Raw genomic sequence first — 26,086 nt, 5'->3', positions numbered from 1 at the left:
TCCGTCGTGAAAGTGAATTCATCGATGACCACTGTATCGCTTCCACGGCGTGAAGAATGGCCCGATTTCCGTCATCACTGGTCTCTCGATCCGAATTGCGTCTACCTGAATCACGGTTCATTTGGTCCTTCGCCGATTTGCGTCCAAGAGCGGCGACGGTCGCTGATTGACGAACTCGAGTCACAGCCGATGTCGTTTCTGGTCCGAAAACTTCCGGACTACTTTCAGGAGTCAGCAACAGCACTCGCAGGATTTCTGCGATGCGAAGTCGACAGCATCGCGTTCGTTCCAAATGCGACGTCGGCGATGAATGTCGTCGCCCAGAATCTCGAGTTATCTCCCGATGACGAAGTTCTGCTGACGGATCATGAATACGGGGCAGTGGTCCGAATCTGGGGCCAGCGATGTGCTCGTAGCGGAGCGAAGACGACTCGCGTTCGACTTCCCGATTCGTTCGAAAACGATGACGAAATCGTCGAAGCGATCACCGCAGCGGTGACTCCCAAAACGAAAGTGCTCGTTGTCAGCCACGTTACCTCCGCGACTGGATTGATCCTTCCGATTGAAGAGATCTGCCGAGCAGCCAAGGAGCGTGGCCTCATTGTTGTCGTTGATGGTCCACACGCGCCAGCGATGGTGAAAGTGAATTTGAGAGAACTCGACTGCGATTTTTACTGTGCCAGCTGTCACAAGTGGATGAGTGCCGCATTCGGATCGGGGTTCCTGTACGTTCGTCGAAGGTACAAGCAGGGGCTGATGCCGAGTGTGACGAGTTGGGGGCGGAGCCTTGATGGAAGAGATTTCAATTGGCGAGACGAGTTTCACTGGCCAGGGACCGTCGATCCGACGACGTACTTGACGGTAGGGACAGCCATCTCTTTTCTTGAAGAAATTGGACTTCCGAGATTTCGTGAACTGACGCATTCCCTCGCTCAGTATGCCCGTTCCCGTCTCCTCGAACTGACCGATCGCAGCCCGCTGTCGACAGATACCAATCAATACTACGGATCCATGGTAGCTGTCCCGCTCGATGTTCCGATTCCTGACAATCTGAAGCCCGGCGAACCGCATCCGCTGCAGCTGTGGCTCGCGAGTCAGGGTGTCGAAACGCTCTTCGTGGATTGGAAAGGAGAGTGTCATCTGCGGGTCTCCTGCCATTTGTATAACTCTCCGGAGCAGATCGACCGGCTGATCGAATTGCTTCTCGAATCGAAGATGCTGCAATCACGTGGCGATTGAGGGACCTTTCCCGCAATTTCGCTGAGAGGAAACCTGCGTCGCTCTTTCCAACCTCAAGTGTTGGACATACGATTGTGGATTCGTTTTCTCACGTACCTATCAATGTTTGCTGAAATGTCTATTCCTAAAGTCGCGATCGTTGGACGTCCGAACGTCGGTAAAAGTTCGATTATGAACTGGCAGGCCGGTAAGCTTGTTTCCGTGGTCGACGCGACCGCTGGAGTGACGCGCGATCGTGTCGAATACCTGATGCATCACAAGGATCGGTATTTCGAGCTTGTCGACACCGGTGGAATTGGGATCGTCGATTCCGACGACCTCAGCGATGACATCGAAAAACAGATCGATTTTGCGCTTCAGGAAGCAGATTTGATTCTGTTCGTTGTCGATGGCCAGACCGGTTTGACAGCACTCGACAAACTCGTTTCGGAGCGTCTGCGCAAGATCGATGTTCCCAAGCTGGTGGTGGTGAATAAGTGCGATTCCATCAAGACCGACTTAGAGATGTTCGAGTTTGAAGGAATCGCCGATGGGCCGATGATTCAGACAAGTGTGAAAGGAAGCCGGCATCGTAAGGAGTTGATGGACAAAGTTGTCGAACTCCTGCCGGAAGCGGACGACAACGAAGTCGAGCAGGGAACGCGCTCCTCGGAAGTTCCCGAGCTGAAACTTGCGATCGTCGGAAGACGGAATGTCGGCAAGAGCACGTTCATCAATGCGCTTGCGGAAACCGACCGGATGATCGTCAGTGAAATCGCCGGGACGACACGCGACAGCGTGGACATTCGCTTCGAACTCGACGAAAAGGCATTCGTTGCCATCGATACTCCGGGGGTTCGCAAGAAGAAAAGTCTGGCCAACGATATTGAGTTCTATGGTCTCGTTCGTGCTCAAAAGAGTATTCGACGAGCCAATGTCGTGATGATGTTTTTCGACGCCAGTCAGCGGATTTCCCGTGTCGACAAACAACTCGTCGACGAGATTCTTGAGCGCACAAAACCATGCATCTTCGTCGTGAACAAATGGGATCTCGGGCTGGATGAAGACATGACCAGCGAGAAGTGGGCTGAGTACCTCTTCGCAACATTTTCCAGCTTGAGGCATGTTCCGGTCGCGTTTATCACCGCCCGCGACGGGAAGAACATCAAACAACTCGTCAACCTCGCCCAGACAATCTACAAGCAGTCGCGAATGCGCGTCTCCACCGGGCAGTTGAATCGAGTCGTCGATGAAGCTTACAAGAGCAACCCGCCCAAGTATCAGGCGAATCGCCGAGGTAAGATTTTCTTTGCCACACAGGTTGCGACCGAGCCTCCAACGATCGTTCTGAAAGTGAACGATCCCAAACTCTTTGACAAGAGCTGGAAGCGGTTCCTGATGGGGTACATGCGGGAGTCATTGCCGTTTAAGGAAGTCCCGATTCGGCTTTATTTCCGCGGTAAAACCGGCAAAGACGAAGAGTAATTCGTTGGTGCTTTGAAACTCTCCGAACCTCACTTGAAGTGAGAAGCAAAGTCCAGATCGTCTCACCAGAGAAGCTTACATATTCAGCTGAACCAAGAGCGTTTTTCTTCGATCGGCTGATCATCAGTCTTGTGTCACAATCTGAATCGCATATTTGGTGCTCCGTCGAATGACGCAATTGACTTTGCGGCTGCGACGAGATTGTTGATCACTCTTTCGAATGACTTGCTCTTGGTCAGACCTTTCACGAGAATTGGGGTCGTGCGTGGCATCGAAGAGCATGCCTGCGAAGCCATTTTGATTTCATGCTGAAATCAAGGATCTTCGGAAGGGTGCAATGAACTCTATTACCGTCCGATCAGGTGGGTCTGATCGACAGCGATCGAAGTACGTCCATCGGCATCTTGTCTCAGGGCCGGGATGCGTTGGTGCTTCGGGAGCGGTCTTGCGCGGGCAGTTCGAGTTCTCAGGGATGCGGGTCCAATCTTCAGCGTTTCGATTTTCTTCTCCGAAAATTCTGCTGCACAGTATTCAGCCGATTTTCGCCAAAACTCTTGTCGTCCCACTTCGGGATGAATCGTTGGCAACTCCGTCACGACAGGTTGCCAAACGAACCAACAGCAAGTGTTTTGGAGGTCTGTCCCGTGACGAAATTATCGAGCGCAACACTGGCTCCACCCAAATCGATCAAAGCGACGAAAAAGTCTCCGTGGTCGTCCATCGACAAGAAACTGCCAGCTGGTGATTGGAATTCCCGAGGAAGAAACATCATGAGTGGAAGCTCGATCAAGTGTCCCCGTTGTCTCGCGGTCTTGAAGCTGAAAGCAGAGGTCTCGCCAGACCGCGAGGTCACTTGTCCGAAGTGTCGACAAAAGTTCCGGATGGGGGCTGTCGCTGCGGGGATTTCAGCGGCAGGGAAAAGTCCAGACGAGAAAGTTTCAGCATCAGCGACAGATCCGACGACTAAAGATCAACAACAACTCGAGAACCAGACAGCTGAGAATTCCACCGCGGAAGCCGGCAACCCCCAAGAAGGTGAAAACTCTCCGCAACCTGTCGGAGGAGCAGGCCCTGTCAAACTCGTTGGTGCTGTCGTCGTGACAGCCATTCTCGCTCTGGGGGCTGGATATTTTCTCTTCGGTCCCAAGTCAGATGTTGTCAACAACAATAAAGTACCGTCACGAGTCCCAGGAGGAGATGACACTCCAGGCGGCGGTGACGATGGTGGAGTCAGTAGCGGTAGTGGTTCCGGCAGCGGAGGAACGACTGATCCGGTGGAGCAACCTGGTTCAGAATCTGGAGACTCCGATCGAACCGTGAATCAACTCGTTGAAGTCGAGCAGGAATCGATTCCGACTCCTGCGTCGAGAAATCAGTTCGTTGGACACAGTGAAGATGTCTGGGCCATTGCCATCTCTCCCAATGAAACACGTCTGGCGACTGCGAGTCCTAACGAACTCATCGTCTGGAACGTGAATTCGCGGAAACCATTGATGAAGTGGGAGGCCCCTGAAAAATCTGAAAACGATCTCAGGTGGATCTCGCTGCTTTTTTCTCCTGATGAAAAAGTTCTGGCTGAACTCATCAAGGATGAATATCGAACGGGGTGGTCGTATCCCGCGCAGCTGCGTCTGTGGAATCTCCACACAGGGGAACAACTTGCCACCTTTCCGGTGCAATCGTTTGAAAGCACCAATATCACTTCATCGAGTGTTCAGGGGCGAAAGGCTCCACTTCCTGTTGTTTTCGATTCTTCGTCGAAAAGAATCTTTGCTGTTTCGAGTGATCGAAAGATTCTGCTGATTGATTGTCAGTCCGGAAAAGTGACCCGCACCATTGATGCAGCCTCACAGTTTTCGAATGTCGAGGAAAACTCCCCGCTGCAAATTGCAGTCGCTCCAGATGGATCAAAGATTGCTGCGGTGCATGGAACCGATCAAGTGGTCGTCTGGGATTTACGAAATGCGGACGATCGAGCTGAGGTTGTCACAGGTTCTGCACGCGAATTGGCGAATGTAATCTTTTCCCCGAATGGGGCAAAGTTAATGGTCGGAGGAGACCGGCTTGAGTTCTGGAACATCCTCCCCAATGGAGACCTCTCTCGCGGGGCGACTCAACCTCACACTGTGGAAGGAGAAATCTGCAATCATCCAGAGCGGAATTCGATTGTTGGACACTTCAAGTTCAATTCTAAAAGGCAGGTGAACGAGCTGTCCTGGGACGGTCAGAGTCCGGCGTTCTCTCCTTCCGGACCAGATGGAGACGGCTACCACTTTGAGTCACTCGAAGGTGGTCGATTCACTCAGTTGACCGAGACAGCCATTGGATTGATTGATGATCAGCACCTGAACGTTGTCGACTGGCGACCAGTTTCTGGACTTCAATTTTCTGCAGTCGCTCCCTCCGGACGCTTTGTGGTCTATTCCAAGTATGCCGAGAATAATTCTGCGGAATCATCGACACCGCAGCCCATTGAAATTGTTGAATGGCAGCCCGAAACCGAGTTGGTCACAGAGCCAATTCGCAAGATTCCAGCTTGGCCGGGAGAGGAAGAGAATCGCAATGGAGACGAAAAGAAACTGCTGGGGTTTAACCACTCCAATGTGTGGAGCGTTTTTGAAGAAGATGCACCCGCTGAGAAAGGGGAGATGAATCGAGTCGTGATCTGGCATCCAGCGTCACCGACACCATTCGCCATTCCTGCGCAGGACATACGTCCGGAAAGTGTTTACGGCTCAAGAGACGGACAGAAACTGCTTGCTTATAAGATCGAGAAGTCTGGGAAAAATGAGAGATTTCTCATTGATTGGTTCGATGTCGGAGCCCCGAAAGCATCAGCCAGACGATTGGCAATTCCCCGGCTGTCGTACAACAACCAAATCGGCTGGCAAGAATTGCGGTGCCTCGACATTTCTGATGATGGAAAATTTGCAGCATTCTATCGTCATAGGGATCAGGCTCTTGGAGCTGGGCAAAAGCAGTCCAACCAAATTTCTGAACAACAAATCGTTGTCATCAATCTCGATGATCCGAATTCGACCAAGACTGTCTGGAAAGATGACATCAAGAATGTTCAAGTTGGAAAACGATTTGCACGCTTCTCACCTGATGGGAGTCGCATCGCACTCATGATTGAAGGGATCGTTCGCTCAGACTCCGGATATGAACACCAAGGTGAGTATCAACTCCATATTGCGAATCTCAAAGACGATCAGAGTCAGGTGACCGACCTGTTTCCGTTTGCCGAGAGGCAGTCACTGACGTGGTCATCAGATGGGCAATATCTGCTGGCTAAAGAAACCGGGCGACCGACGGTGAATCTCGCTGCACGGCTCTGGGAGGTGAAATCGATCGGAGAACCTAATGTCAGCGGTCGTTCGTATCCGCATGTTGTGAACGCGATCATCCATCCCGACTGTCAACATCTTCTAACGATTGATCAAGGCACCAATGATGGTAGTCGACCGGGAGAGGTTGTCGCTTGGGATCTTTCGAATGGCCAGAAAAGTTGGAGCTATTCATTGAAAGATGCGGGAGTTGTTCCCGTTCCGACATTCAATGGCCGACATGAGTGGGTAGTCTCGCACATGGAACTTTCTCCGGATGGGACTTCGCTGGCATTGGCGATTGGAGAACACCTGGTCTTGATTGATCCGAAGACGGGCGATCGTCAACGACTGATCGAAGTCCATGCTCATCGGCAGGGAGGTTACAACTATAAAGTCAATAACGAGATCGTCGATTTTAAGTTCTCAGCGGGTGGAGATCAGATTGTCTCGATCGCTGAGAATGGAGCGATGTTCGTTAGTGCGACCGGAATCGAGCCGATCGAAGCTCCAGCGGCCGCAGTCGAAGAAGCTGTCGAATAGTGGCCGTTCACTCATTCGAGGAACTGAACCCTGTGTGAATAGGTCGTTGTTCGAAATGAGCGGAAGTCGGTTGACCAGCCAATTGCCCGGTCCTAGCGAGTCCAAGTTTGATTGGTTAGGATCAGGTTGTTTGGCTGGTCTCTTCTTCTGTAGCAGCGTGAATCGCTGTTGCTGTATCGAAGTCGTAGAAAACCTCTCTAGAGCAAGTTGCTCTTTCCTGTGCACTCGCTTGGACTCTTTCATCAGATCAATGGCTGAGTTTGCTCGTGCGAGTGAGTGCACACCAAATCAGAAAATTCTCTAATGCCGACTCCTCGCGAATCTTTTCAGCAACTCTCCAAAGCGATGAATGCAGCTGTGATCGGTCAGGAAGCAGTCGTCGAGCGGCTGTTGATCGCACTCCTGGCGAATGGAAACGTCCTCATGGAAGGGCTTCCAGGAACGGCCAAGACTCGCTCCATTAAGACACTGGCGACGTTGATCAACGGTCAGTTTCAGCGCGTTCAGTTCACTCCCGATTTGTTGCCGTCAGACGTCACCGGCTCGGAGATTTACATTGAACAGACGGGTGAGTTCGAGTTTCAGGAAGGACCGATTTTCGGGAACCTGATTCTGACCGACGAGATCAATCGCGCACCTGCGAAGGTTCAGGCAGCTCTGCTCGAAGCAATGGAGGAGCGACAAGTCACCGTCGCGGGGAAGACACATAAGCTTCCCGATCTATTTCTCGTGCTGGCAACACAGAATCCAATCGAACAGGAAGGGACTTATCCGCTTCCCGAAGCACAGATGGACCGCTTTCTGCTTTATGTTCAAGTCCCGTATCCGGCAGGCGAGAATGAACTTTCGATTCTGCGACTTGTCCGCAAAGAGAACGCCGGAAAAGCAGACAGTCCTCCCGATCCGATATCCGAAGAGGTCATCTTTCAAGCCCGTCAGGAAGTTCACGATGTGCGAGTGGCGGAGTCGGTCGAGGAATATATCGTCAATCTCATCGTCGCGACACGAAATCCAGAACTCTATGGCGATGAACTGAAGACGTGGATCGAGATCGGGGCCAGCCCGCGTGGAACGATCGCTCTTGATGCTGCGTCGCGTGCGCGAGCGTGGCTGCAAGGCAAGGACTTTGTCACTCCGGAAGATGTTCAAGCGGTCGCCCCAGCATGTCTGGCCCATCGAGTTCACTTGTCCTATGAAGCGGAAGCACTCGGGAAAACGCGAGAGGATGTGATTCAGGCAATTCTTGATCAAGTCGCTGTCAGTTAGGGATTGAGATGCCGGAATCGAAGCGGACGTCAACTGTTCACGCGACGCTGGAGCAACTCGTGCGTTTGCAGCACGAAGCGAAAGGATTTTCGCTGTTACCTCGTCAACCGGTGACAAGTCTTCTCAGTGGGCGACATGGTTCGCGTCTTCGAGGTCGCGGGTTGTCCTTCGAGGAACTTCGAGAATATCGCCCGGGAGATGACATTCGCTCAATGGATTGGAAAGCGACCGCGAGGCTGCGAAAGCCACACGTTCGCGTGTTCACCGAAGATCGCGAACGTCCGGTCTTAATGCTCGTCGACCAGCGTTCGAACATGTTCTTCGGAAGTGCTCGTGCCACGAAAGCAACAACGGCAGCCGAACTCGCAGCGTTGTGTGCGTGGCGAACGCTCGATGTTGGTGATCGCGTGGGGGCAATCCTTTTTAACGACCATGATTTCGTCGAGATTGCTCCCCGTCGAAGTCGTAAGAGCGTGTTGCGAATCTGTCACGAGATGGTTGCCATGAACCAGCAACTCGACGCTTCGCAGCAAAGCTCGCATGCCAATGGACTGAATCTTGCCTTGCGGCGAGCGGTCAACGTTGCGACTCACGATTTTCTGATCGTGATCATCACAGACTACGACGGCGATGATGACACAACGCGTCAACTGGTCATGAAGCTCGCTCGACACAACGATGTTCTGGCAGCTTTGATTTATGATCCGCTCGGAATTCGTCTCCCGGTCAGCGGTCAGATGGACGCCACAGATGGAGAAACCTGGCTGAACGTTCCGACCGGAGCGAAATTTCAGGATCGGTATCAGCAATTGTTTCAGGAGCGATGCGATCAATTACGGAAACGGTTGGGGGCGCTTCGAATCCCGATTCTGCCGATCTGCACGCATGACCCGGTTTCGGAACAAGTTCTCACTGCTTTGGGTCAACGATGATGAAGACTGATCCAGCTAGCCTTTCCAACCTCCGCGACATCGTCGCGCAAGAGCCTGTTTCGTGGTGGCCGCTCGCTCCCGGTTGGTGGGTTGTGTTGGGGCTCTGTGTGTTCGGGCTGGCTGTCTGGGCTTATCGAGTTTTCAGACAGTGGAGGGCGAACGCTTATCGAAGAGAAGCCATTGCGCTCATTGAAGATGCTCGCTCTGCTGCGGAAGTGGCATCAGTCCTGAAACGCACCTCCTTGAGTGCCTTCCCACGTCAAAACGTCGCCAAACTGTCTGGAACTGAATGGTGTGACTGGTTGATTCGAACCGGTCAACTTGAGATGAACGCAACCGTCAGAGAATCACTCACCGAAGCTTTGTATTCAGGGAACGAAAAAGATGGACTGTTAGAGCTAAAAAGCTTCGCGACGAATTGGACAAATCGCCACACTTCAATTGAAGAGGAAGTGTGATGTTAGCGTTCGATTATCCGTGGATGTTTGCCGCTTCGGTTCTTCCGATTCTGGTGCATTACTTCCTTCCGGGAAGAGTCGAAGTTCGACCTGCAGTGCGTATTCCGTTTCTGTCTCGCATTCAAGGGGCAGGGGGCGGAGGCGAAGTTGTCCGAACTTCCGGGAAGGGTCTTTCCCTGATTGTGCGAAGCCTGATCTGGATATTGGTTGTCGTTGCGCTGGCCCGACCACAGTGGTATGAGAAGCCGATCGAACGCACTCTCCCGACTCGAGATTTACTGCTGTTGATCGATCTTTCCGCATCGATGGATCAGAAAGACTTCACCAACGAATCGGGGCAGACAGTCGATCGATTGACAGCTGTGAAGGGGGTTCTGGACGAGTTTCTGGAAGACCGCCAAGGAGATCGTGTTGGTTTGGTGGTCTTCGGAGACGCTCCGTTCTTGCAGGTTCCATTCACCACGGATCTGGAGTTGTGTCGACAACTCACGGACGAGACCGCTGTCGGAATGGCTGGTCCGAAAACTGCTTTCGGAGACGCGATCGGATTGGGAATTCAACTCTTTTCAGAAAGCGATGCACCCGCCAAAACCATCATTGCTCTGACCGATGGCAACGACACTGGCAGTCAAGTTCCTCCTCCCGAAGCAGCCAGAGTCGCCCGTGATCGCGGGATCACTATTTATACAGTCGCTATGGGAAATCCTGAGACCGTCGGCGAAGAACGACTCGATCAGGAAACGCTTCGCGAAGTTTCAAAGGTTGCTGGTGGAGAGTACTTTCTCGCTTTAAATCGGGATGAACTCTCAAAAATCTATCAACGGCTCGATGAGATTGAAACGACGGAAGTGAAGACCGTCAGTTATCGTCCAAGACGTGACCTTTATTACGTTCCGTTAGCTATTGCAGTGCTGCTCGGAGTCGCTTCGGTTCTGTGGTCTTTCCGATCTCAGCGTAGCTCTGCGGAGGCCACCAAAATCAAACAGAGGCTCCGCGTGAATGCCCGGACCTTCGAACTGGAGGCCGTCGACTCGTGATTTTTCATTTCTTAAGACCTTGGTGGCTGCTGTTGCTTCCGATTGTTGTGGCCCTTTGGTGGCGGCGGCAGCATTGGCTCAATCCGACCGGTGGTTGGAGAGCGTTGATGGAGCCACAATTTGTCGATGCACTCACGATAGGCCATCAACAGCAACGTAATTGGTCACACCTCGCACTTTTATTATGTGGGGTCCTGGCCGTGATTTCTGTGGCTGGCCCAACCTGGAGTTTGGAGCCGAGCCCATTTTCTGACGATGTCGTGCCAGTAATGTTGGTTCTCAAAGCGAGTGAATCAATGTCGCTGACTGATCTGATGCCAAGTCGAATGGAACGGGCACAACTGAAAATCGTGGACTTCTCGAAGCAGCGAAGCGGGCAACCACTCGGGCTCATCGCCTATGCCGGTTCGGCGCATCTCGTCTTACCTCCGACGAAAGACACGAGTGTTTTGTCGACGATGGCTTCTGAAATCTCGCCCGAAATTCTCCCGAAGCCGGGAGAGGATGTGATCCAAGCAATCAAGCTGGCCGATCGGACCCTGGAGAACGTCGGAGGAACGATCGTGATCGTCGCAGACGCGATTTCGAAGTACGCCCCGGAGGACGTTTCCGAGTTTCGAAAGTCTTCAGCGAACCGGGTGATCGTGTGGGCAATCGCTCGAGAACAAACTCCCGAGCTCGATTCCATTCGAACGTTCGCCCGCGAGATTGACGCTAGCGTTGTTGTCATGTCGTCTGATCAGACTGATGCGGAGTCTCTCGTGCGAATGACAGCCAGAAAACCAGTTGCGGTCGCAGAAAAGCAAGATGGAGCACGGTGGCAGGAAGCGGGCTGGTGGCTCGTTCCGTTTGTTGCTTTATCGCTGCTCACAACCTTTCGCCGTGAGGAGTTCATTCATCCGAAAGGGGAGACATTGTGAAAGCGCTGGCCATCACTCTCTTCGTTTTCGCCTTTTCATGGATCGGATTCTGGTTGACTCCCGATCAGCAGGGGCAACGGCTCTTCAATCACGAGAAATTCGCGGACGCAGCTGTGACGTTTCGAGACCCGATGCGTCGAGGCGAGGCATGGTTTCGAGCGGGTGAGTTTGAGAAAGCCGAACAGGAGTTTGCTCGCGTGGCGACATCCGATGCAGAGTACAATCGCGGAAACTGTCTTGTCATGAGAGGCAAGTACGAAGCAGCGATCAAGCGATATGATCGTGCTTTGGAGTTGAGTCCTGACCGTGAAGATGCGAAGACCAATCGAGCGATTGCGGTTGCCCGCGCGAAACGTGTCGAGCAGGAGGGAGGAGACTTAGGAGATCAGCAACTCGGGGCGGATAAAATCGTCTTCGATAAGAAGAAGTCCGGTGGACAGGAAACGACTGTCGACGATCAAAAGCCGATTTCTAACTCAGAGATGCAGGCCCTTTGGCTTCGAAGAGTTCAGACTCAACCTTCTCAATTCCTTCAAGCGAAATTCTCCTATCAATTGGCTCGTGAATCAGCCGGGGAGGCGGACGAGTGACTCGCATCGCTGTGCTCGTGTATTCGGTCTTGCTGTGTCCTCTCTCGTTGTGGAGTGCGGAAACCATTCAAGTTGAGATGGGAAAAGAATCAGCTTGGATGGGGCAGGGCGTTCCACTGATTGTCACATTGTATTCTCCAGGCCCCTTCAGCTCCGCCGCAGCTTTCGATCTTCCGGAATTGCCATCCACGGTCATTCTGAAGATGGGAAACCCTGTTGTTGGAAGTGAAGATGTTGACGGCGAATCGTTGCTGACCCAGCGACACGAATTCGCAATATTCACTCAACAAGCCGGAAAGATCACCGTTCCCTCGTTTCGAGTCCGCTACTCGAGTAAGCCGTCGTTCACAGGGAAGTCTGAAGATCATTCTGTTCAGACGTCGCCGGTTTCTTTTGAATCAAAACGCCCACCCGGTGCTGAACCGGGTGAAATTGTGATCTCAGTTCCGAAACTGGAATTCACTCAGTCCTGGTCACTCGACGAGCAACAGGAGTTGGCCCCGGGAGACGTCCTTCAGCGAACAATGGTCCGACGTGCAGAAGGAGTGACGGCAATGCTGATGCCTCCTATTTCTATGGACCTGCCCGATGGAGTGCGGACGTATCCGAGTGCTCCAAAAGTCGTCGACACCGTCGAGCGTGGAGTCGCGAAGGCAGAGCGGACCGACAGTGTGAAGCTTCAGTTTGAGCAACCCGGCACATACACGATTCCCGATGTTGAGGTGCGATGGTGGAATCCAGACGACGAAGTCTTCGAAAGTAAAACGCTCCCCGGAAGAACTGCTTCTGTGAGCGGAACTATTTCTGCTGACACCTCATCCCCTGCTTCGACAAACACAGGGGGGGCGAGGCACTTCGCTTTGTACTTCGCTGCAGCTGCGACGGTCCTAATCACACTTTACTTTGTGTTCAGTAAGAATCTTCAACACGCATTCAATACATACTTCAATGACCCTCAGAAGCAAGTTCCGAGAAGACTCAAAGATGCGTGTCAAAACAATGATGCAAAGGCAGCTTATCAGGCTTGGATCGAGTGGATGCGAGTCCATCCGCACCTCGGCAGTGAGGAGAGTGATGGTTCAACGCAAAGAGAACGCCTTGCGGGTGAAGCTTCAAAGATGATCGGCGATCTCGAGTTTCGCTTATATGGAGGTGGCGATCCGAACACGTGGAACGGACAGCCACTCTGGAAAATTGTATCGCAGCTGTCGCGAGCTGATCATCAGCAAATGATTCACGCCAAGCACGCTTCCCATCGGGATCTGGCAGACTTGAATCCGGCACCGATCGCGAAGGCGTAGGGGAGTGACTCGTTCAGAGTTTATCGCTCGTCTTGCGAAACCGTGATGCGATTGAGTGCGGGGTTCCACTCAGGGACGATCGAGAATCGGTCGACGTCCATCGCTCGCTTGATATCTTCATCAAGGCCCAGCTTGCGCAGGTTTGTTCCGCCGAGGCTTCCGAACATCGCGGAATGAAACGCGTCTGTTCCGATTCGATGTGACCGGTAGAAGTCGACCGCCATCTGCGATTCGACAGAGCTCAGTTCAAACTGACCTTCACTCTCTGTCAAAAGGCGATCGGCGACTGCTCCCGCGAAGAGAATATCTTCAGCGGTAAGCTGGCGGTTAGTTCCGGCACAGACAAGATGGACCGGAAGCTGAAAGCTGATGAGTGATTCAACAATCGCGGACAAGTTTGTGAAAGAACCGATCAGAATCCGTTCGGCTTGAGAACATTTCTGAAGCGCGAAAGTTCCGTTCGTCGTCGTAAAGATGACCGTCTTTCCTGTCACACGTTCAGGTGTGTAGGAAAAAGGCGAGTTGTCCAGATCGAAGCCTTCGATCGTCACACTCTCGCGTTCACCGCCCAGAAGTCGATCCTCGACGGGCAGTTCTTTGGCCACCTCCCATGCTTGCTCCACTTGCTCGGTCGGAATGACTGCACTGGCTCCGTGAGCGAGGGCGTGAGTGATTGTCGTCGAAGCGCGAAGCACATCGATGACAACAGCACTGCGTCCGCGCAACGAGAGCGGGTCGAACAGCATGGGCAACATTGAAACGGAAACAGGGATCATTTCCGGAGTTTAACAGGCAGGCAATAGAAACGAAGCGAGTGAAGAAGTTTTGGTTGCGGTTAGGGCAGGGAATGAGTCATAGGGGACAAGTGCGGAAAGTCATTTCTTCCCAGCGAGGGTTTGAGCAATCGATGATGGATTCTTTGCTCGTAGGAATTCGGTGCTGATGAGCACTTCGGTCCAAGATCGTACCAACAGACTTTAAGGCAGGTTTGTGGAGTCTGTGTTTCAACGAGTCCGCAAAGTCTTCGTTCAACAAGCGTCGTGGAAACCGAGTTGATTCGAAGCCATCGGAATCACTCTAAATCACTTCGATGTTGTTGAGCAAAGCGACATCGCGGAACTGTTCGCGACAAACTTGCGTTGCGAGCTGTTTGGCAAAGTAAGTGTTCGTCTCGCCAAGAAGCACAATCGAATCGCCGAGAGACTCGATCGTCAGGTTTCGAATGCGGCCAGCGGCTCGCGAGCTGACTCGTCTCTCCAGATCGAAGAGTCTTCCGACAGCGATCATGATCGCTGTGTCTTTTTGCGCAGATGGGTTCATGACCGAATCCTCCATGTCTTGTTCTCCTTCCTCCGTTTGGGAGTCAGAGAACTGGTTCAACAAACCAGGAATATGACTTTGATTCTCGAGCCCGTTTTACTCTCACAAACCATTCATTGGACGGACTCAGAAAACTCACATTCCTCAACGCCCATTAAAGTATCAAAACCGGTTGATGAATGCGACGGGTTTTCGGGGAATCCGTTTTTTGAGACCTGTTTGCGAGCGCCGATTCTCAATTTCAAATCGACTCATCTCAATTTACTTGCAATTGTTTGGCGATGATGTAAGATGAAAGACAATATCAGTGAATTCTGATATGCGGATCGACCTTCCGCTGCCACGGAACTCAGGGTAAGCAACACTCAACCTATTTCGGTTGCCCACCTCTTTCGTTGTCACCGTCTGACACCTGAGTTTTCTCACCTGGCAGCACGAACGAACTAGGTTCCCTCCAGAGTGTTAGACGCCATGCTCCAACGAACCCTTTTCTCCGTTGCGTTCAGTCTCTTCATCGCAACTTCTGTTTCCACCCTCAGTGCAGATCCGGTGAGCTTTCACAAGCAAATCCGACCGATCTTTCAACTGCATTGCCAAGGATGCCATCAGCCTGCCAAAAAAGGTGGGGATTTTGTGATGACTTCGTTCTCCAATCTGCTTGAAGCGGGGGAGAGTGGAGAAGCTGCCATTGTTCCAGGAGATCCTGAAGCGAGTTATTTGCTTGATCAAATCACTCCTGAGGATGGAGAAGCTATGATGCCGAAAGGCAAGCCTCCTCTTTCGGAAGTGGAAGTTGAACTCATTCGACTATGGATTGAACAAGGAGCGAATGACGATTCGCCAGTTCAGCAGAGTCGGATCTATGATGCCGAACATCCGCCTGTTTATCGTCGTGCACCAGTTGTTACTTCGCTTGACTTTTCTCCAAATGGAGAGCTGCTTGCGGTCGCTGGATTTCATGAAGTCCTGCTTCGATCCGGTGATGGAAGTGAGCTGGTTGGCCGCTTGATCGGGATGGCAGAACGCATTGAATCGATTGCGTTTTCACCCGACGGGTCTCAACTGGCGGTCGCTGGTGGTCAGCCTGGTCGATCCGGGGAAGTTCAGATTTGGAACATCGAAGATCGAAGCCTCTCGCTATCGATTCCGATTACATCGGACACGCTTTACGGCATCAGTTGGTCACCGCAAGGCGACATTGTCGTCGTTGGCTGTCACGACAACATTGTTCGAGGCTTTGATTCCGTTTCCGGAAAGCAGGTCTTCTTCAACGGGGCTCACGATGATTGGCCGCTGGGAACGGTCTTTTCCAAGAACGGAACTCACATCGTTTCCGTCGGTCGCGATATGTCGACAAAGCTCTATGAGTTTGACACAGCACGCTTCGTCGACAATGTCACCTCAATTACTCCCGGTGCTCTTAAAGGGGGGTTGGCATCTGTCGCCCGACGTCCCGACCGGGATGAAATCGCCGTCGCTGGTGCGGATGGGATTCCTCGTGTTTACCGCATGGATCGCGTCACAAAACGTGTGATTGGTGATGATGCAAATCTGTTGCGGCGATTCTCGGAGATGGAAGGTCGTCTCTACGCAATCGAGTATTCCCCGGACGGAAGACGAATCGCCTGTGGATCGAGTTTGAATGGCATAGGTCAGGTCTATACGTTCTCGACAGACTTTGATTTTGAAATGCCGGAAGAGATCAAGCCGATCGTTGAAACGGTCGTGACGAACCAAAACCCTGAGCAGAAAAAGACTCTCGAGGATTACGTCACGCAGGACACTGCTCCGCTCACGGAAACTGATTTGCCGACGGGCATTTACGCACTGGATTATCATCCGAACGGAACTGTCATCGTCGCGGCTGGAGGAGATGGAATTCTCTGGTTCATCGACCCGCAGTCAGGTGATGTGGTTCGAGAAGTCTTGCCAGTCGAAATCGCAAGTGATGAGATTGTTGAAGCCCGAGATGTCGAAGCCCAGCGTGCAATCGATGACTCGCTTGTTGGCGAAGAGTCGCTGCCTGCTGGTGAGTCCGTTGTCGAACTGAGTGTCAGCCCTGAAGCTGTCTCGCTTGCTGAGGGAGATGATTACGTTCAGTTACTCGTGACTGGCCGTTTGAAATCTGGAGGAGCGATCGATCTCACACGCATGGCGAACGTTCAATCCGACTCGGACAAAATTCTCGTGTCGCCTCTCAAGAGGGTGAAAAGTCTCGCAGCAGAATCCGGGGAGTTGCGAGTTACGTTTGGAGACCTGCAAGCAACCGTCCCTGTGAGCGTGACACCTCATGATCCATCGCAAAAAGTGAGCTTCATCAAAGATGTTAATCCCGTCCTGTCTCGACTCGGATGTAATCAGGGAACTTGCCACGGAGCGAAAGATGGTAAGAACGGATTCAAACTCTCTCTTCGCGGATACGATCCGATCTTCGATGTTCGATCGTTCACCGACGACATCAAATCCCGACGGACGAACGTCGCCTCTCCAGACGACAGCCTCATGCTGCTCAAAGCGTCCGGAGCTGTCCCTCATATGGGCGGTCGATTGACCGTTCCGGGGGAACCTTACTACGAAACCATTCGAGCATGGATTGCCGAAGGCTGCCAGCTCGATATGGATGTTCCGCGTGTGACTGGAATCGAACTGATTCCTGAGCAACCGGTCATTCCTCAAATTGGAGGCCGCCAGCAAATTCGGGTCGTCGCAACCTATTCCAATGGTGAGACTCAGGATGTCACCGGAGAAGCGTTCCTCGAGAGTGGAAACACCGAAGTCGCTGCCGTCAATCGAGCAGCCGTCGTGACCGCTGTTCGACGCGGTGAAGCTCCCGTTTTAGCACGGTTTGAAGGCAGCTACGCCGCCGCAACGGTCACCGTGATGGGAGATCGAAGCGAATTCCAATGGAGTGAGCCAGAGAGCTGGTCGCCGATTGACGACCTCGTGGCTGAAAAATGGCAGCGAATGAAAATCCTTCCTTCGGGATTGTGTACCGACGAAGAATTCATTCGTCGGGTTTATCTCGATTTGACCGGTCTGCCTCCGAAGGCGGATGACGTTGTCAAATTCGTCAATGACTCACGTGACGTCCGCGAAAAGCGGAACGCACTTGTCGAACAACTTGTCGGTTCAGAAGCGTACGTCGAGCATTGGTCCAACAAGTGGGCTGACATGCTTCAGGTCAATGGAAAGTTCATCGGCGGGGAAGGTGCCAAGCTCTTCCGCGACTGGATTCGATCGCACGTCCAACAGAACACGCCTTACGACGAATTTGCTCGCCTCGTTTTGACAGCCTCTGGCTCGAACAAATCAAACCCGGCAGCCTCGTATTACAAGATTCTTCGCGAACCCGACGCGATGATGGAAAACACGACGCACCTGTTTCTCGGTGTGCGGTTCAATTGCAACAAGTGTCACGATCACCCATTCGAACGATGGACGCAGGATCAGTATTACGAAACCGCAGCCTTCTTCGCTCAGGTCGGGTTGAAACGCGATCCGGAAAACAAAGACGGTAACCTTGGCGGAACAGCCGTTGAGGGAGCCAAGCCACTTTGGGAAGTCGTCTTCGATCAAGAAGAAGGTGAAGTCGTTCACGATCGAACCGGAGATGTAGTCAACCCACTGGTTCCGTTCGATCGGGATCTCCAGAACGCCGAAGACAGTACTCGACGTAAAACCTTGGCGGAGTGGATTACGTCCGCAGAGAACGATTACTTCGCATCAAGCTATGTCAATCGCGTGTGGGGATACCTCATGGGCGTCGGACTGATTGAGCCGCTCGATGACATTCGGGCTGGGAATCCTCCTTCAAATCCGGAGTTGATGGCCTATCTCACCGACCGATTTATCGAGTCCGGTTTCGATGTCCAGAAGTTGATGATCGACATTTGTCAGTCGCGAACGTATCAGCTGAGCATCGCCACAAACGAGTGGAATGCAGACGATCAACTCAACTATTCACACGCTTATCCCAAACGATTGCCCGCCGAAGTCCTCTACGATTCTGTTTACGCTGTGACAGGCTCGAAGATGGAAATCCCCGGCGTGCCAGAAGGGACCCGCGCAGCTGCCATTCCGGATTCTGCAATTGAACTCGGCGACGGATTTCTGGCGAATCTCGGACGACCGGTTCGCGAATCGTCCTGCGAGTGTGAACGATCGTCAGAGCTGCAACTCGGACCAGTTATGGCGCTTATGAACGGGCAAACCGTCAGTACTGCAATTTCGCAGCCCGGCAATGCAATCGAAGGGCTGGTCTCGTCTATTGAAGACGACCGGCAACTCGTCAATGAAGTCTTTCTGCGAGTACTCAACCGTTCCGCTTCTGATCGGGAGATTGATGTCACTCTCGATGTTATGGGAACATTGAATGCAGAACATGAGGAACTTGTTCAAGAACTCAAAGCCTACGAGGACAAAGTCGGTCCGATCATCGCTGAGAAGGAACGAGAACGTCAGGAAAAGATTGATCTGGCAGAGAAAGAACTGGCAGAGTATCTCGAAAAAATCCGGGCTTACGAAGAGATGCAGGAACAAAAGCGTCAGGAACGGATCAAGGAAGCTCAGGCCAAACTCGACGCTCACGTGGCTTCGGTCGATGAGCGACTCTCGCTCTGGGAACAGTCCGTCTTTACTTCCGGAACGCCCTGGAGTCTGGTCGAGTTTTCCAATCTCAAGACGACGAATGGAGCCAAGCTTGAGAGTGAAGAAGACGGAGCGATTTTCGCCTCTGGAAAGAACAATCGAACTGGCGCTTACGTTCTGAAATCGACCCCGATCAAAACAGAAATCAAAGCCTTCAAATTCGAAGCATTGACTGACGAGCGGTTGCCCCAGAAAGGACCTGGTCGCGCACCAAACGGAAACTTCGTGGTGTCAGAATTCACCGTCCATGCCTGGCCGGTTGGAAAACCGGATGAGAAAGTTGCCGTCAAATTGAAGAACGCCACCGCCGATTTCTCTCAAGATGGTTATTCCATCGAGACGGCAATTGATGGGAAGAAACCAAACAGTGGCAACGGCTGGGCAACTTCTCCCAAAACAGGGGAAGATCGCTTTGCCACCTTCGAACTCGAACAGCCACTCAATTTCGAAGAGGGAGTCATTCTCGAAGTCACCATCGATCAGAACTATCAGGACAAAAAACATTCGCTTGGAAAATTCAAACTCTCCACAACAAGCGATGATCCTCCTTACACGCCCGGAAATCCGAAAGCGATTACAGACATCCTCGCGAAGTCTGTCGACGAACGATCGGATGAAGAGCGAGCAGAACTTGTTGACTTCTTCAACAAGCAGGATGATCAACTCAAATCGCTCACGGAAGCTCTCGAGCGGGAACAAATGCCACTGCGAGAAGATCCAAGAGTTACTGTTCTGAAGAAGACGCTGGAAGAGCGAAAGCAGCCACTTGTTGAAGATCCACAATTGGTTCGGTTAACACGGGCTGTCAAACTCAGTGAAGTACAACTTCGCCAGCAGCGACTGACAATTGTTCAGGACTTGACCTGGGCACTGATTAACAGCCCAGCGTTTTTGTTCAACCGCTAAAATAAACGCACTATCGTCAACTGAATTGATACAATTTCATTGCCCCGCACTGATACTCACCGCCGAAGTATTAATCAGCCACTGAGATGCTTCGGCAGTTGATCCTTCCTTTTTAGAGGTCTCTCATCATGATGATTCGAATTCCTGGTCAGCCTGGAAAAGATCTGTGTGACTCGCATCTGGGAGTCTCTCGAAGAGACATTTTGAAAGTCGGTGGTAGTAGTCTGCTCGGCCTCTCACTGGGGTCGATGTTGCAGCTGCGCTCTGCACAGGCGAACAGCGAACTTTCCGCAGGACACGGTCGCGCCAAGAGTATCATTCTGTGTTACCTCCAGGGCGGTCCAAGTCACATCGATTTGTGGGATCCAAAGGAAAACGTTCCCGACAATGTGAAGTCCGTCTTCTCGAACATCTCGACAAAGATTCCCGGAATTCAATTCACCGAGAACCTTCCGAAACTCGCGCAGGTGATCGACAAAACGACCTTGATTCGATCGATGAGCTATACCCCCAACGGGTTGTTCAACCACACCGCAGCGATCTATCAGATGATGACCGGATACACCACCGACAAGGTGAGCCCCTCCGGCCAACTCGAACCACCAAGTCCCAAAGACTTTCCGAACTTCGGGTCCAACTTGATTCGTCTCAAACCCGTTAAAGAAGCAATGTTGCCGTTTGTCATGCTTCCTCGCCCGCTGCAGGAAAGCAATGTTGTTGGCAAAGGCGGAACGGCTGGATTCCTCGGGAAGGCATTCGATCCATACACTCTCTATCCACCGGGAGATGATATGGACATGACCAAGATGGACAAAATCAACGTCACCGATTTGGAAATGCGGGCCGATGTTTACGGTGGCCGTATGGAACGTCGAGCACGCTTGTTGGATGTCATCAACGAAGGCATGCCCGAAATCGACCGAGCGGTGAAAGACTACAAGCTCAACGAGTACTACGATCAGGCTCTCTCACTTATCTCCTCAGGTCGAGCCAGAGATGCCTTCGCCATCGAGCAGGAACTTCCTGAGACTCGCGACCGATACGGACGAAACACTTTCGGACAAAGTTGCCTTCTCGCACGTCGCCTTGTTGAAGCAGGCACTCGAGTTGTCGAAGTGGTCTGGCCAAAAGTTGCGAACAGCAATGAGCATTCCTGGGACGTCCACACCGGTCTGACAGACCGAATGAAACGACAGTCGGGTCCAATGTTGGACTCCGGTTTGTCCGCCCTCATCAATGATCTCGATGAACGTGGCATGTTGGACGAAACACTCGTTGTCGCTGTCGGAGAGTTTGGACGAAGTCCACAGCGCGGAGTGAGCACTAGTGGAAACGGGAACAGCGACGACGGCCGCGATCACTGGCCATACTGCTACACAGCAGTGGTCGCCGGTGCCGGAATCAAGCGAGGCTATGTGCACGGAAAGAGCGACCAGACAGCCTCTGCTCCGCTGGAAGATCCTGTTCATCCGGGAGAACTGCTGGCGACGATTTACGAATCATTCGGCATCGCCCCCGATACCATTGTGTACAATCACTTGAATCAGCCACGCGAACTCGTCAAAGCCGAATCTGTCTCGGCGTTGTACGCGTAAGATTCAACCGGACAATTCCATCAGCGCTCTGAATGGATGCCGTAAAACGATTGATCTTCGAACCGAATTCCGTTCAATGATGAATGGAATTCGGCTCCTTGATGACAAAGCGAGTAGCATCACATGCACCCTGCTGAACAGCACTTTCAGTATCTGACACGACGCCATTTCTTCGGACAGGCTGGCCTTGGCCTCGGATCAGCTGCGCTCGCTACGTTAATGGGAAATTCCGCACAAGCTGCCGCACCATCGGCAGCAGCGTCGCCCGGTCTGCCTGATTTGCCGCACTTTGCTCCGAAGGCGAAGCGGGCGATCTATCTGTTTGCGGCGGGTGCACCAAGTCAACTTGATACGTTCGACTACAAACCCAAACTCGATGAACTTTTCGACACCGATCTTCCGGAGTCGATCCGTCAGGGCCAGCGACTCACCACGATGACTTCGGGCCAATCCCGGTTTCCGATTGCTCCATCCAAATTCAAGTTTGAGCAGTATGGACAAAGTGGAGCTTGGGTCAGTGAACTGCTCCCGCACACAGCGAAGATGGTCGATGATCTCGCGATTGTCCGCACCGTGCACACCGAAGCCATCAATCATGATCCCGCCATTACATACATCTGCACCGGCAATCAACTCCCCGGTCGAGCGAGTTTGGGGGCATGGCTGAGCTACGGTCTCGGTTCGACCAATGCAGATCTGCCGTCGTTTGTTGTGATGACTCCCTCGTGGACAGGACGGCAGCAGGCACAGGCTTTGTACAATCGTTTGTGGGGCTCCGGTTTTCTTCCGAGTCGCTATCAAGGCGTCTCGCTCCGATCAAATGGAGATCCCGTTCTGTTTCTCTCCAACCCGCCGGGAGTCAGCACCGAGCTCCGCAGGCGCATGCTTGATCGACTGGAAGCGTTCAATCAGAAAACGTACGAAGACATCGGCGATCCTGAAACACGCACTCGCATCGAACAAGCTGAGATGGCATTCCGAATGCAATCGTCCGTCCCGGAACTGACCGATCTCTCCGGAGAATCAAAGTCGACTCTCGAGATGTACGGAGACGAAGTCACCAAGCCAGGGACCTTCGCAGCCAGTTGCCTGCTTGCTAGACGTATGGCGGAAAGAGACGTCCGCTTCGTTCAAATTTTCCATCGAGGATGGGATCAACACGGAAACCTCGCCGGCGATCTCCCCAAGCAGTGTCACGACATTGACCAGCCAGCCTGGGCGCTCGTTCAAGATCTAAAAGATCGAGGCCTTCTCGACGATACGCTCGTTGTCTTCGGAGGAGAATTCGGACGGACCGTTTACTGTCAGGGAAAACTGACCAGAGAAAACTACGGGCGAGACCATCATCCTCGGTGCTTCACAATCTGGATGACCGGTGGGGGAATTAAGCGTGGAGTCGTCCACGGCGAAACAGACGACTTCAGCTACAACATCGTCAAAGATCCGGTTCATATCCACGATCTCAATGCGACCATTCTGCACACTCTCGGGATCGACCACCGAAGACTCGTCTACAAACATCAGGGACTCGATGTCCGCCTGACAGGGGTTGAAGAACAGCATCCCGTTGAGGCAATTCTCGCCTGATCATTTGTGGTTATGCTTGCCGGTTGTAGATGTTGAACCATTTCCCGCAGTGATCGCATTTCACATCGCCATGAGGGGAAACCTCCGCTTTGGGCGAGAGTGAAGCTCCACAGCTCGAACAGCTGTATCCGAGTTCTGTATTGTCCTGCGGGCCTTGGTCATCAGAAGCTGATTGCTTGGGAAAATCGGGATGAATCCGGTGGAGCATCTCCTTGATTTTCTTCGGGTCAGTCAATTGACCGCTCAACAGGGCGGCTCCCTGAAGGATAAAACCTATCGCCACGAAACTCGCAAACACGCGGAAGAACAGTGGGATGTCGCCAAAGCCATTGAAGGGTTGAGTCCAAACGAACACCAGCACTGAGAGGCCGATTCCCAGCGGCACTATTCCCATCAATTTGAAGAACGGCATTCCAGGCGATCCTTTCTTTCGAGAGTAAGTTGCTCTTTTCTGTGCACTCGCTTGCGCGGACTCACTCACGAAAAGCAGGAGTTTGCTCGTGCGAGTCAGTGCAAACCAAATTTGAAAACGTTCTTGATTGGATTGACGTGCTGCTGCGGACTCATTTTCGCAGACTGGCATTGGCTGTGTCGAACAGTCGGAGCGAGGCGCGTTGCGGGGAGACTTCCATTACTAACGTATCAGAGCGCCGAATGGATCACCAAACAAGACCAACTTTCCATCGTGGGCAATGAATCCCACGAGTCGTCGGGAAAGTGCAAAGAAATTGAGAATGTAGTTGTCGCTCTCAATCGCTCGCTTGCAGCTTGTGCCATGCGGTGAGAGCGTCCTTCACGGCAGCGACATCGTGAACACGAATCAATTCCACAGACTGCTGAGCCAGTGCGATTGAAACACCGATTGTTCCGGCCAGTCGCTCTTCCAGCTTACGGCCGATCAGCTTCCCGAGGAAGCGCTTTCGTGAATGCCCGATCAAAACTGGTCGCCCCGTATTGTGCAGCCGACGAATGTTGGTGAGCAGTTCGAGATTGTGCTCCGCGGTCTTCCCGAAGCCAATTCCGGGATCGATGACGATTCTCTCCGGATCAATTCCATGGTGCGAAATCGCGTCGATGCGTGAACTCAGGTACTCGGAGACCTCGCGAACCACATCATCGTAAACGGGATCATCCTGCATCGTCTGCGGAGTGCCCAGCATGTGCATCAGGATAATGCCGCACTCAGACTGACTCGCGACGTTCACCATCTGAGGATCGAATTCGAATCCGGAGACGTCGTTGATGATCTTCGCACCGGCATCGAGCGCCACCTGCGCGACGGACGCCTTCATCGTGTCGATCGAGATTGGTGTTTTGGTTTGTTTGACAAGTCCCTCAATGACGGGGCGAATCCTTTGAATCTCTTCGTCCTCGGAGACAGGACTGGCTCCTGGTCGAGTTGATTCGCCGCCGATGTCGAGAATGTCGGCCCCTTGTTCGACAAGCATCAGACCGTGCTGAACGGCCAGTTCCGGGACAATCCAACTCCCTCCGTCAGAGAAGCTGTCGGGGGTCACATTGACGATTCCCATAATTCCGGGAATCGGCCCGTTCTTCCAGGTGGTCTGATCAAATCGCCACGTGCGCTCGATGGTTGGGTCAGATGGGCTCACAGCAAGGTTTCATCGAAATGGAGTTACTGAATCTGAAGGTTTAGACTGTGGCTGTTCCGATCGTGAGTCCAATCCGACAGGCATTGAGAAACTGGTCGACAAAAAGCTGTTCTTTGACCGTGTGAATTTCACTCTGTCCGCATCCCAAAGTGATCGTGGGTAGTCCGTGAGCGTTCATCCAGTTGGCGTCGAGGCCTCCGTTGCTGATCCGAGTCTCAGGAGTCAATCCAATTGATTCGACAGCTCGCTGAGCAATTTTGACGACCTCGTTTTCCGGATCGAGTTGAAACGATTCGTACTTGTGTCGGGTCGTGAATTTGACTCGGCCTGATTTGCCGTCAGTGTTCATGGTTTCTTTCGCGGACTGCTCAAACGCACGTTGGATGGTTTTGACAATCTTTGAACGAAATTCCGGATTATGGCTTCGAGCTTCTGCACTGATTTTCAGGTGATCCATCACGACGTTCGTCGCTGCTCCGCCCTGAATGATTCCGATGTTGCTGGTGCCTGACTGCTTGCCCTTTTCGATGAGACCAAGCCATCCATCAGCAGCCAAGGATTGAATCGCCCGGGCAGCGATGATGGCTGCACTCACTCCGTGTTCGGGATGAGCACCAGCATGGCTGGCAATTCCGTGGACTTCGATTTCGATGTGATCATCACCAGTGGCCCCGATGACAGCGATTTCCGGACGGCCGCCATCCCAGTTGAATCCAAGAGTCGGAGTCTGCAACTTGCCTTGGTCGACGTACCTGGCCCCGATCAAGCCGACTTCTTCCTGAATGGCAAACAGGATTGTCAAAGGCGGGTGCGGAAGATTGTGTTGCTGGATGAGTCGTATCGTGTTGAGCACGACTGCAGCACCAGCCCGATTGTCGCCTCCCAGTGCTGTCGTCGAATCCGCCGATCGAATGATGTTGTTTTCACGAACCGGCTGGGCACCAACGCACAGCGGAACCGTGTCGATATGGGCCATCAACAAGCGACGAGGCTGGTCCAGATTTCCTGGAAGATCGACAATCAGATTTCCGTTTTGTCCGGTGAGATGACTCTGAGTGTGAGCCTCGTCAAATGAAATCTGCGCCTCATCGACTCCCGCTTCGTGGAGTTTGTCCACGATCAACTTGGCGATCGCAGCTTCCTCTCCACTCTTGCCAGGCACCGCAATCATCTCCAAAACGAGATCAACTGCCGCATCGTCAACAAGTGAAGTCAGTTTGTTGGAGTCACCAAGAGACATTTTCGTTTCGCTAACGGTCAGACTGGAAATGGATTCTACGTGTCACAATAAAAAGACCCGACACGAAATGCACGCGTCGGGTCCATGGTCAAACGTTGATTG

The 26,086-nt window shown here is 52.6% G+C and carries 19 protein-coding genes; 14 read left to right on the top strand and 5 right to left on the bottom strand.

Going from position 1 to position 26,086, the window contains the following annotated elements; genetic code table 11:
- The first annotated feature begins 24 nt into the window (after positions 1 to 24).
- The 11 genes from AB1L42_RS17555 to AB1L42_RS17505 all read left to right on the top strand — a co-directional run bounded on the left by AB1L42_RS17555 (position 25) and on the right by AB1L42_RS17505 (position 13,076).
- Positions 25 to 1,239, top strand: coding sequence for an aminotransferase class V-fold PLP-dependent enzyme (locus AB1L42_RS17555; RefSeq protein WP_367058856.1), 1,215 nt, complete (start codon positions 25 to 27; stop codon positions 1,237 to 1,239).
- Positions 1,240 to 1,353: 114 nt separating this feature from the next.
- Positions 1,354 to 2,703 carry a ribosome biogenesis GTPase Der gene (der, locus tag AB1L42_RS17550; RefSeq protein ID WP_367058853.1) on the top strand — a complete coding sequence of 450 codons (1,350 nt, stop codon included), beginning with the start codon at positions 1,354 to 1,356 and terminating at the stop codon, positions 2,701 to 2,703.
- A gap of 337 nt (positions 2,704 to 3,040) precedes the next feature.
- Positions 3,041 to 3,448, top strand: a complete 408-nt coding sequence (locus AB1L42_RS17545; protein WP_367058850.1) for a hypothetical protein — start codon at positions 3,041 to 3,043, stop codon at positions 3,446 to 3,448.
- A gap of 25 nt (positions 3,449 to 3,473) precedes the next feature.
- Complete coding sequence (locus AB1L42_RS17540) at positions 3,474 to 6,572, top strand: hypothetical protein (protein ID WP_367058847.1); 3,099 nt, start codon at positions 3,474 to 3,476, stop codon at positions 6,570 to 6,572.
- Between the two features lie 303 nt (positions 6,573 to 6,875).
- A complete protein-coding gene (locus AB1L42_RS17535) occupies positions 6,876 to 7,838 on the top strand; it encodes a MoxR family ATPase (protein ID WP_367058844.1) in 963 nt (320 codons plus the stop codon).
- Positions 7,839 to 7,846: 8 nt separating this feature from the next.
- Positions 7,847 to 8,770: a DUF58 domain-containing protein gene (locus AB1L42_RS17530; RefSeq protein WP_367058841.1), complete on the top strand. Its 924-nt coding sequence runs from the start codon at positions 7,847 to 7,849 to the stop codon at positions 8,768 to 8,770.
- Complete coding sequence (locus AB1L42_RS17525; RefSeq protein WP_367058838.1) at positions 8,767 to 9,228, top strand: DUF4381 domain-containing protein; 462 nt, start codon at positions 8,767 to 8,769, stop codon at positions 9,226 to 9,228. Before AB1L42_RS17530 ends, AB1L42_RS17525 begins: the two co-directional genes overlap by 4 nt.
- Positions 9,228 to 10,265 carry a VWA domain-containing protein gene (locus AB1L42_RS17520; RefSeq protein WP_367058835.1) on the top strand — a complete coding sequence of 346 codons (1,038 nt, stop codon included), beginning with the start codon at positions 9,228 to 9,230 and terminating at the stop codon, positions 10,263 to 10,265. The genes AB1L42_RS17525 and AB1L42_RS17520 overlap by 1 nt, the downstream gene beginning before the upstream one ends.
- The gene (locus AB1L42_RS17515; protein WP_367058832.1) at positions 10,262 to 11,185 is read left to right on the top strand and encodes a VWA domain-containing protein; all 924 of its coding nucleotides are present in this window, start codon (positions 10,262 to 10,264) and stop codon (positions 11,183 to 11,185) included. Before AB1L42_RS17520 ends, AB1L42_RS17515 begins: the two co-directional genes overlap by 4 nt.
- Positions 11,182 to 11,775 carry a tetratricopeptide repeat protein gene (locus AB1L42_RS17510; protein ID WP_367058829.1) on the top strand — a complete coding sequence of 198 codons (594 nt, stop codon included), beginning with the start codon at positions 11,182 to 11,184 and terminating at the stop codon, positions 11,773 to 11,775. Before AB1L42_RS17515 ends, AB1L42_RS17510 begins: the two co-directional genes overlap by 4 nt.
- Complete coding sequence (locus AB1L42_RS17505) at positions 11,772 to 13,076, top strand: hypothetical protein (RefSeq protein WP_367058826.1); 1,305 nt, start codon at positions 11,772 to 11,774, stop codon at positions 13,074 to 13,076. Before AB1L42_RS17510 ends, AB1L42_RS17505 begins: the two co-directional genes overlap by 4 nt.
- A gap of 20 nt (positions 13,077 to 13,096) precedes the next feature.
- Here the strand turns inward: AB1L42_RS17505 and AB1L42_RS17500 are convergent, their stop codons facing one another.
- Positions 13,097 to 13,852 (bottom strand): 2-phosphosulfolactate phosphatase, encoded by a 756-nt coding sequence (locus tag AB1L42_RS17500; RefSeq protein WP_367058823.1) that lies wholly within the window; start codon positions 13,850 to 13,852, stop codon positions 13,097 to 13,099.
- 301 nt (positions 13,853 to 14,153) lie between these two features.
- Positions 14,154 to 14,396, bottom strand: coding sequence for a hypothetical protein (locus tag AB1L42_RS17495; protein ID WP_367058820.1), 243 nt, complete (start codon positions 14,394 to 14,396; stop codon positions 14,154 to 14,156).
- 471 nt (positions 14,397 to 14,867) lie between these two features.
- Between AB1L42_RS17495 and AB1L42_RS17490 the strand changes: the two genes are divergently transcribed.
- The 3 genes from AB1L42_RS17490 to AB1L42_RS17480 all read left to right on the top strand — a co-directional run bounded on the left by AB1L42_RS17490 (position 14,868) and on the right by AB1L42_RS17480 (position 23,131).
- Positions 14,868 to 19,949, top strand: coding sequence for a DUF1549 domain-containing protein (locus AB1L42_RS17490; RefSeq protein ID WP_367058817.1), 5,082 nt, complete (start codon positions 14,868 to 14,870; stop codon positions 19,947 to 19,949).
- Between the two features lie 131 nt (positions 19,950 to 20,080).
- Positions 20,081 to 21,544: a DUF1501 domain-containing protein gene (locus AB1L42_RS17485; protein ID WP_367059071.1), complete on the top strand. Its 1,464-nt coding sequence runs from the start codon at positions 20,081 to 20,083 to the stop codon at positions 21,542 to 21,544.
- A gap of 123 nt (positions 21,545 to 21,667) precedes the next feature.
- Entirely contained in the window at positions 21,668 to 23,131 is a 1,464-nt protein-coding gene (locus tag AB1L42_RS17480) for a DUF1501 domain-containing protein (protein WP_367058814.1), read from the top strand.
- A gap of 10 nt (positions 23,132 to 23,141) precedes the next feature.
- Here the strand turns inward: AB1L42_RS17480 and AB1L42_RS17475 are convergent, their stop codons facing one another.
- The 3 genes from AB1L42_RS17475 to AB1L42_RS17465 form a co-directional block, all read right to left on the bottom strand.
- On the bottom strand, positions 23,142 to 23,543 hold the full coding sequence (locus tag AB1L42_RS17475) for a hypothetical protein (protein WP_367058811.1): 402 nt from the start codon (positions 23,541 to 23,543) through the stop codon (positions 23,142 to 23,144).
- A 337-nt stretch (positions 23,544 to 23,880) separates the two neighbouring features.
- Positions 23,881 to 24,744 carry a dihydropteroate synthase gene (folP, locus tag AB1L42_RS17470; protein ID WP_367058808.1) on the bottom strand — a complete coding sequence of 288 codons (864 nt, stop codon included), beginning with the start codon at positions 24,742 to 24,744 and terminating at the stop codon, positions 23,881 to 23,883.
- A gap of 40 nt (positions 24,745 to 24,784) precedes the next feature.
- Entirely contained in the window at positions 24,785 to 25,984 is a 1,200-nt protein-coding gene (locus AB1L42_RS17465) for a M20/M25/M40 family metallo-hydrolase (protein ID WP_367058805.1), read from the bottom strand.
- Between the last annotated feature and the right edge of the window lie 102 nt (positions 25,985 to 26,086).

Source organism: Thalassoglobus sp. JC818, from assembly GCF_040717535.1.
Taxonomy (GTDB): Bacteria; Planctomycetota; Planctomycetia; order Planctomycetales; family Planctomycetaceae; genus Thalassoglobus.
Note: the sequence above shows the minus strand (reverse complement) of the source record. Positions and strands in the feature narration are given on the sequence as shown.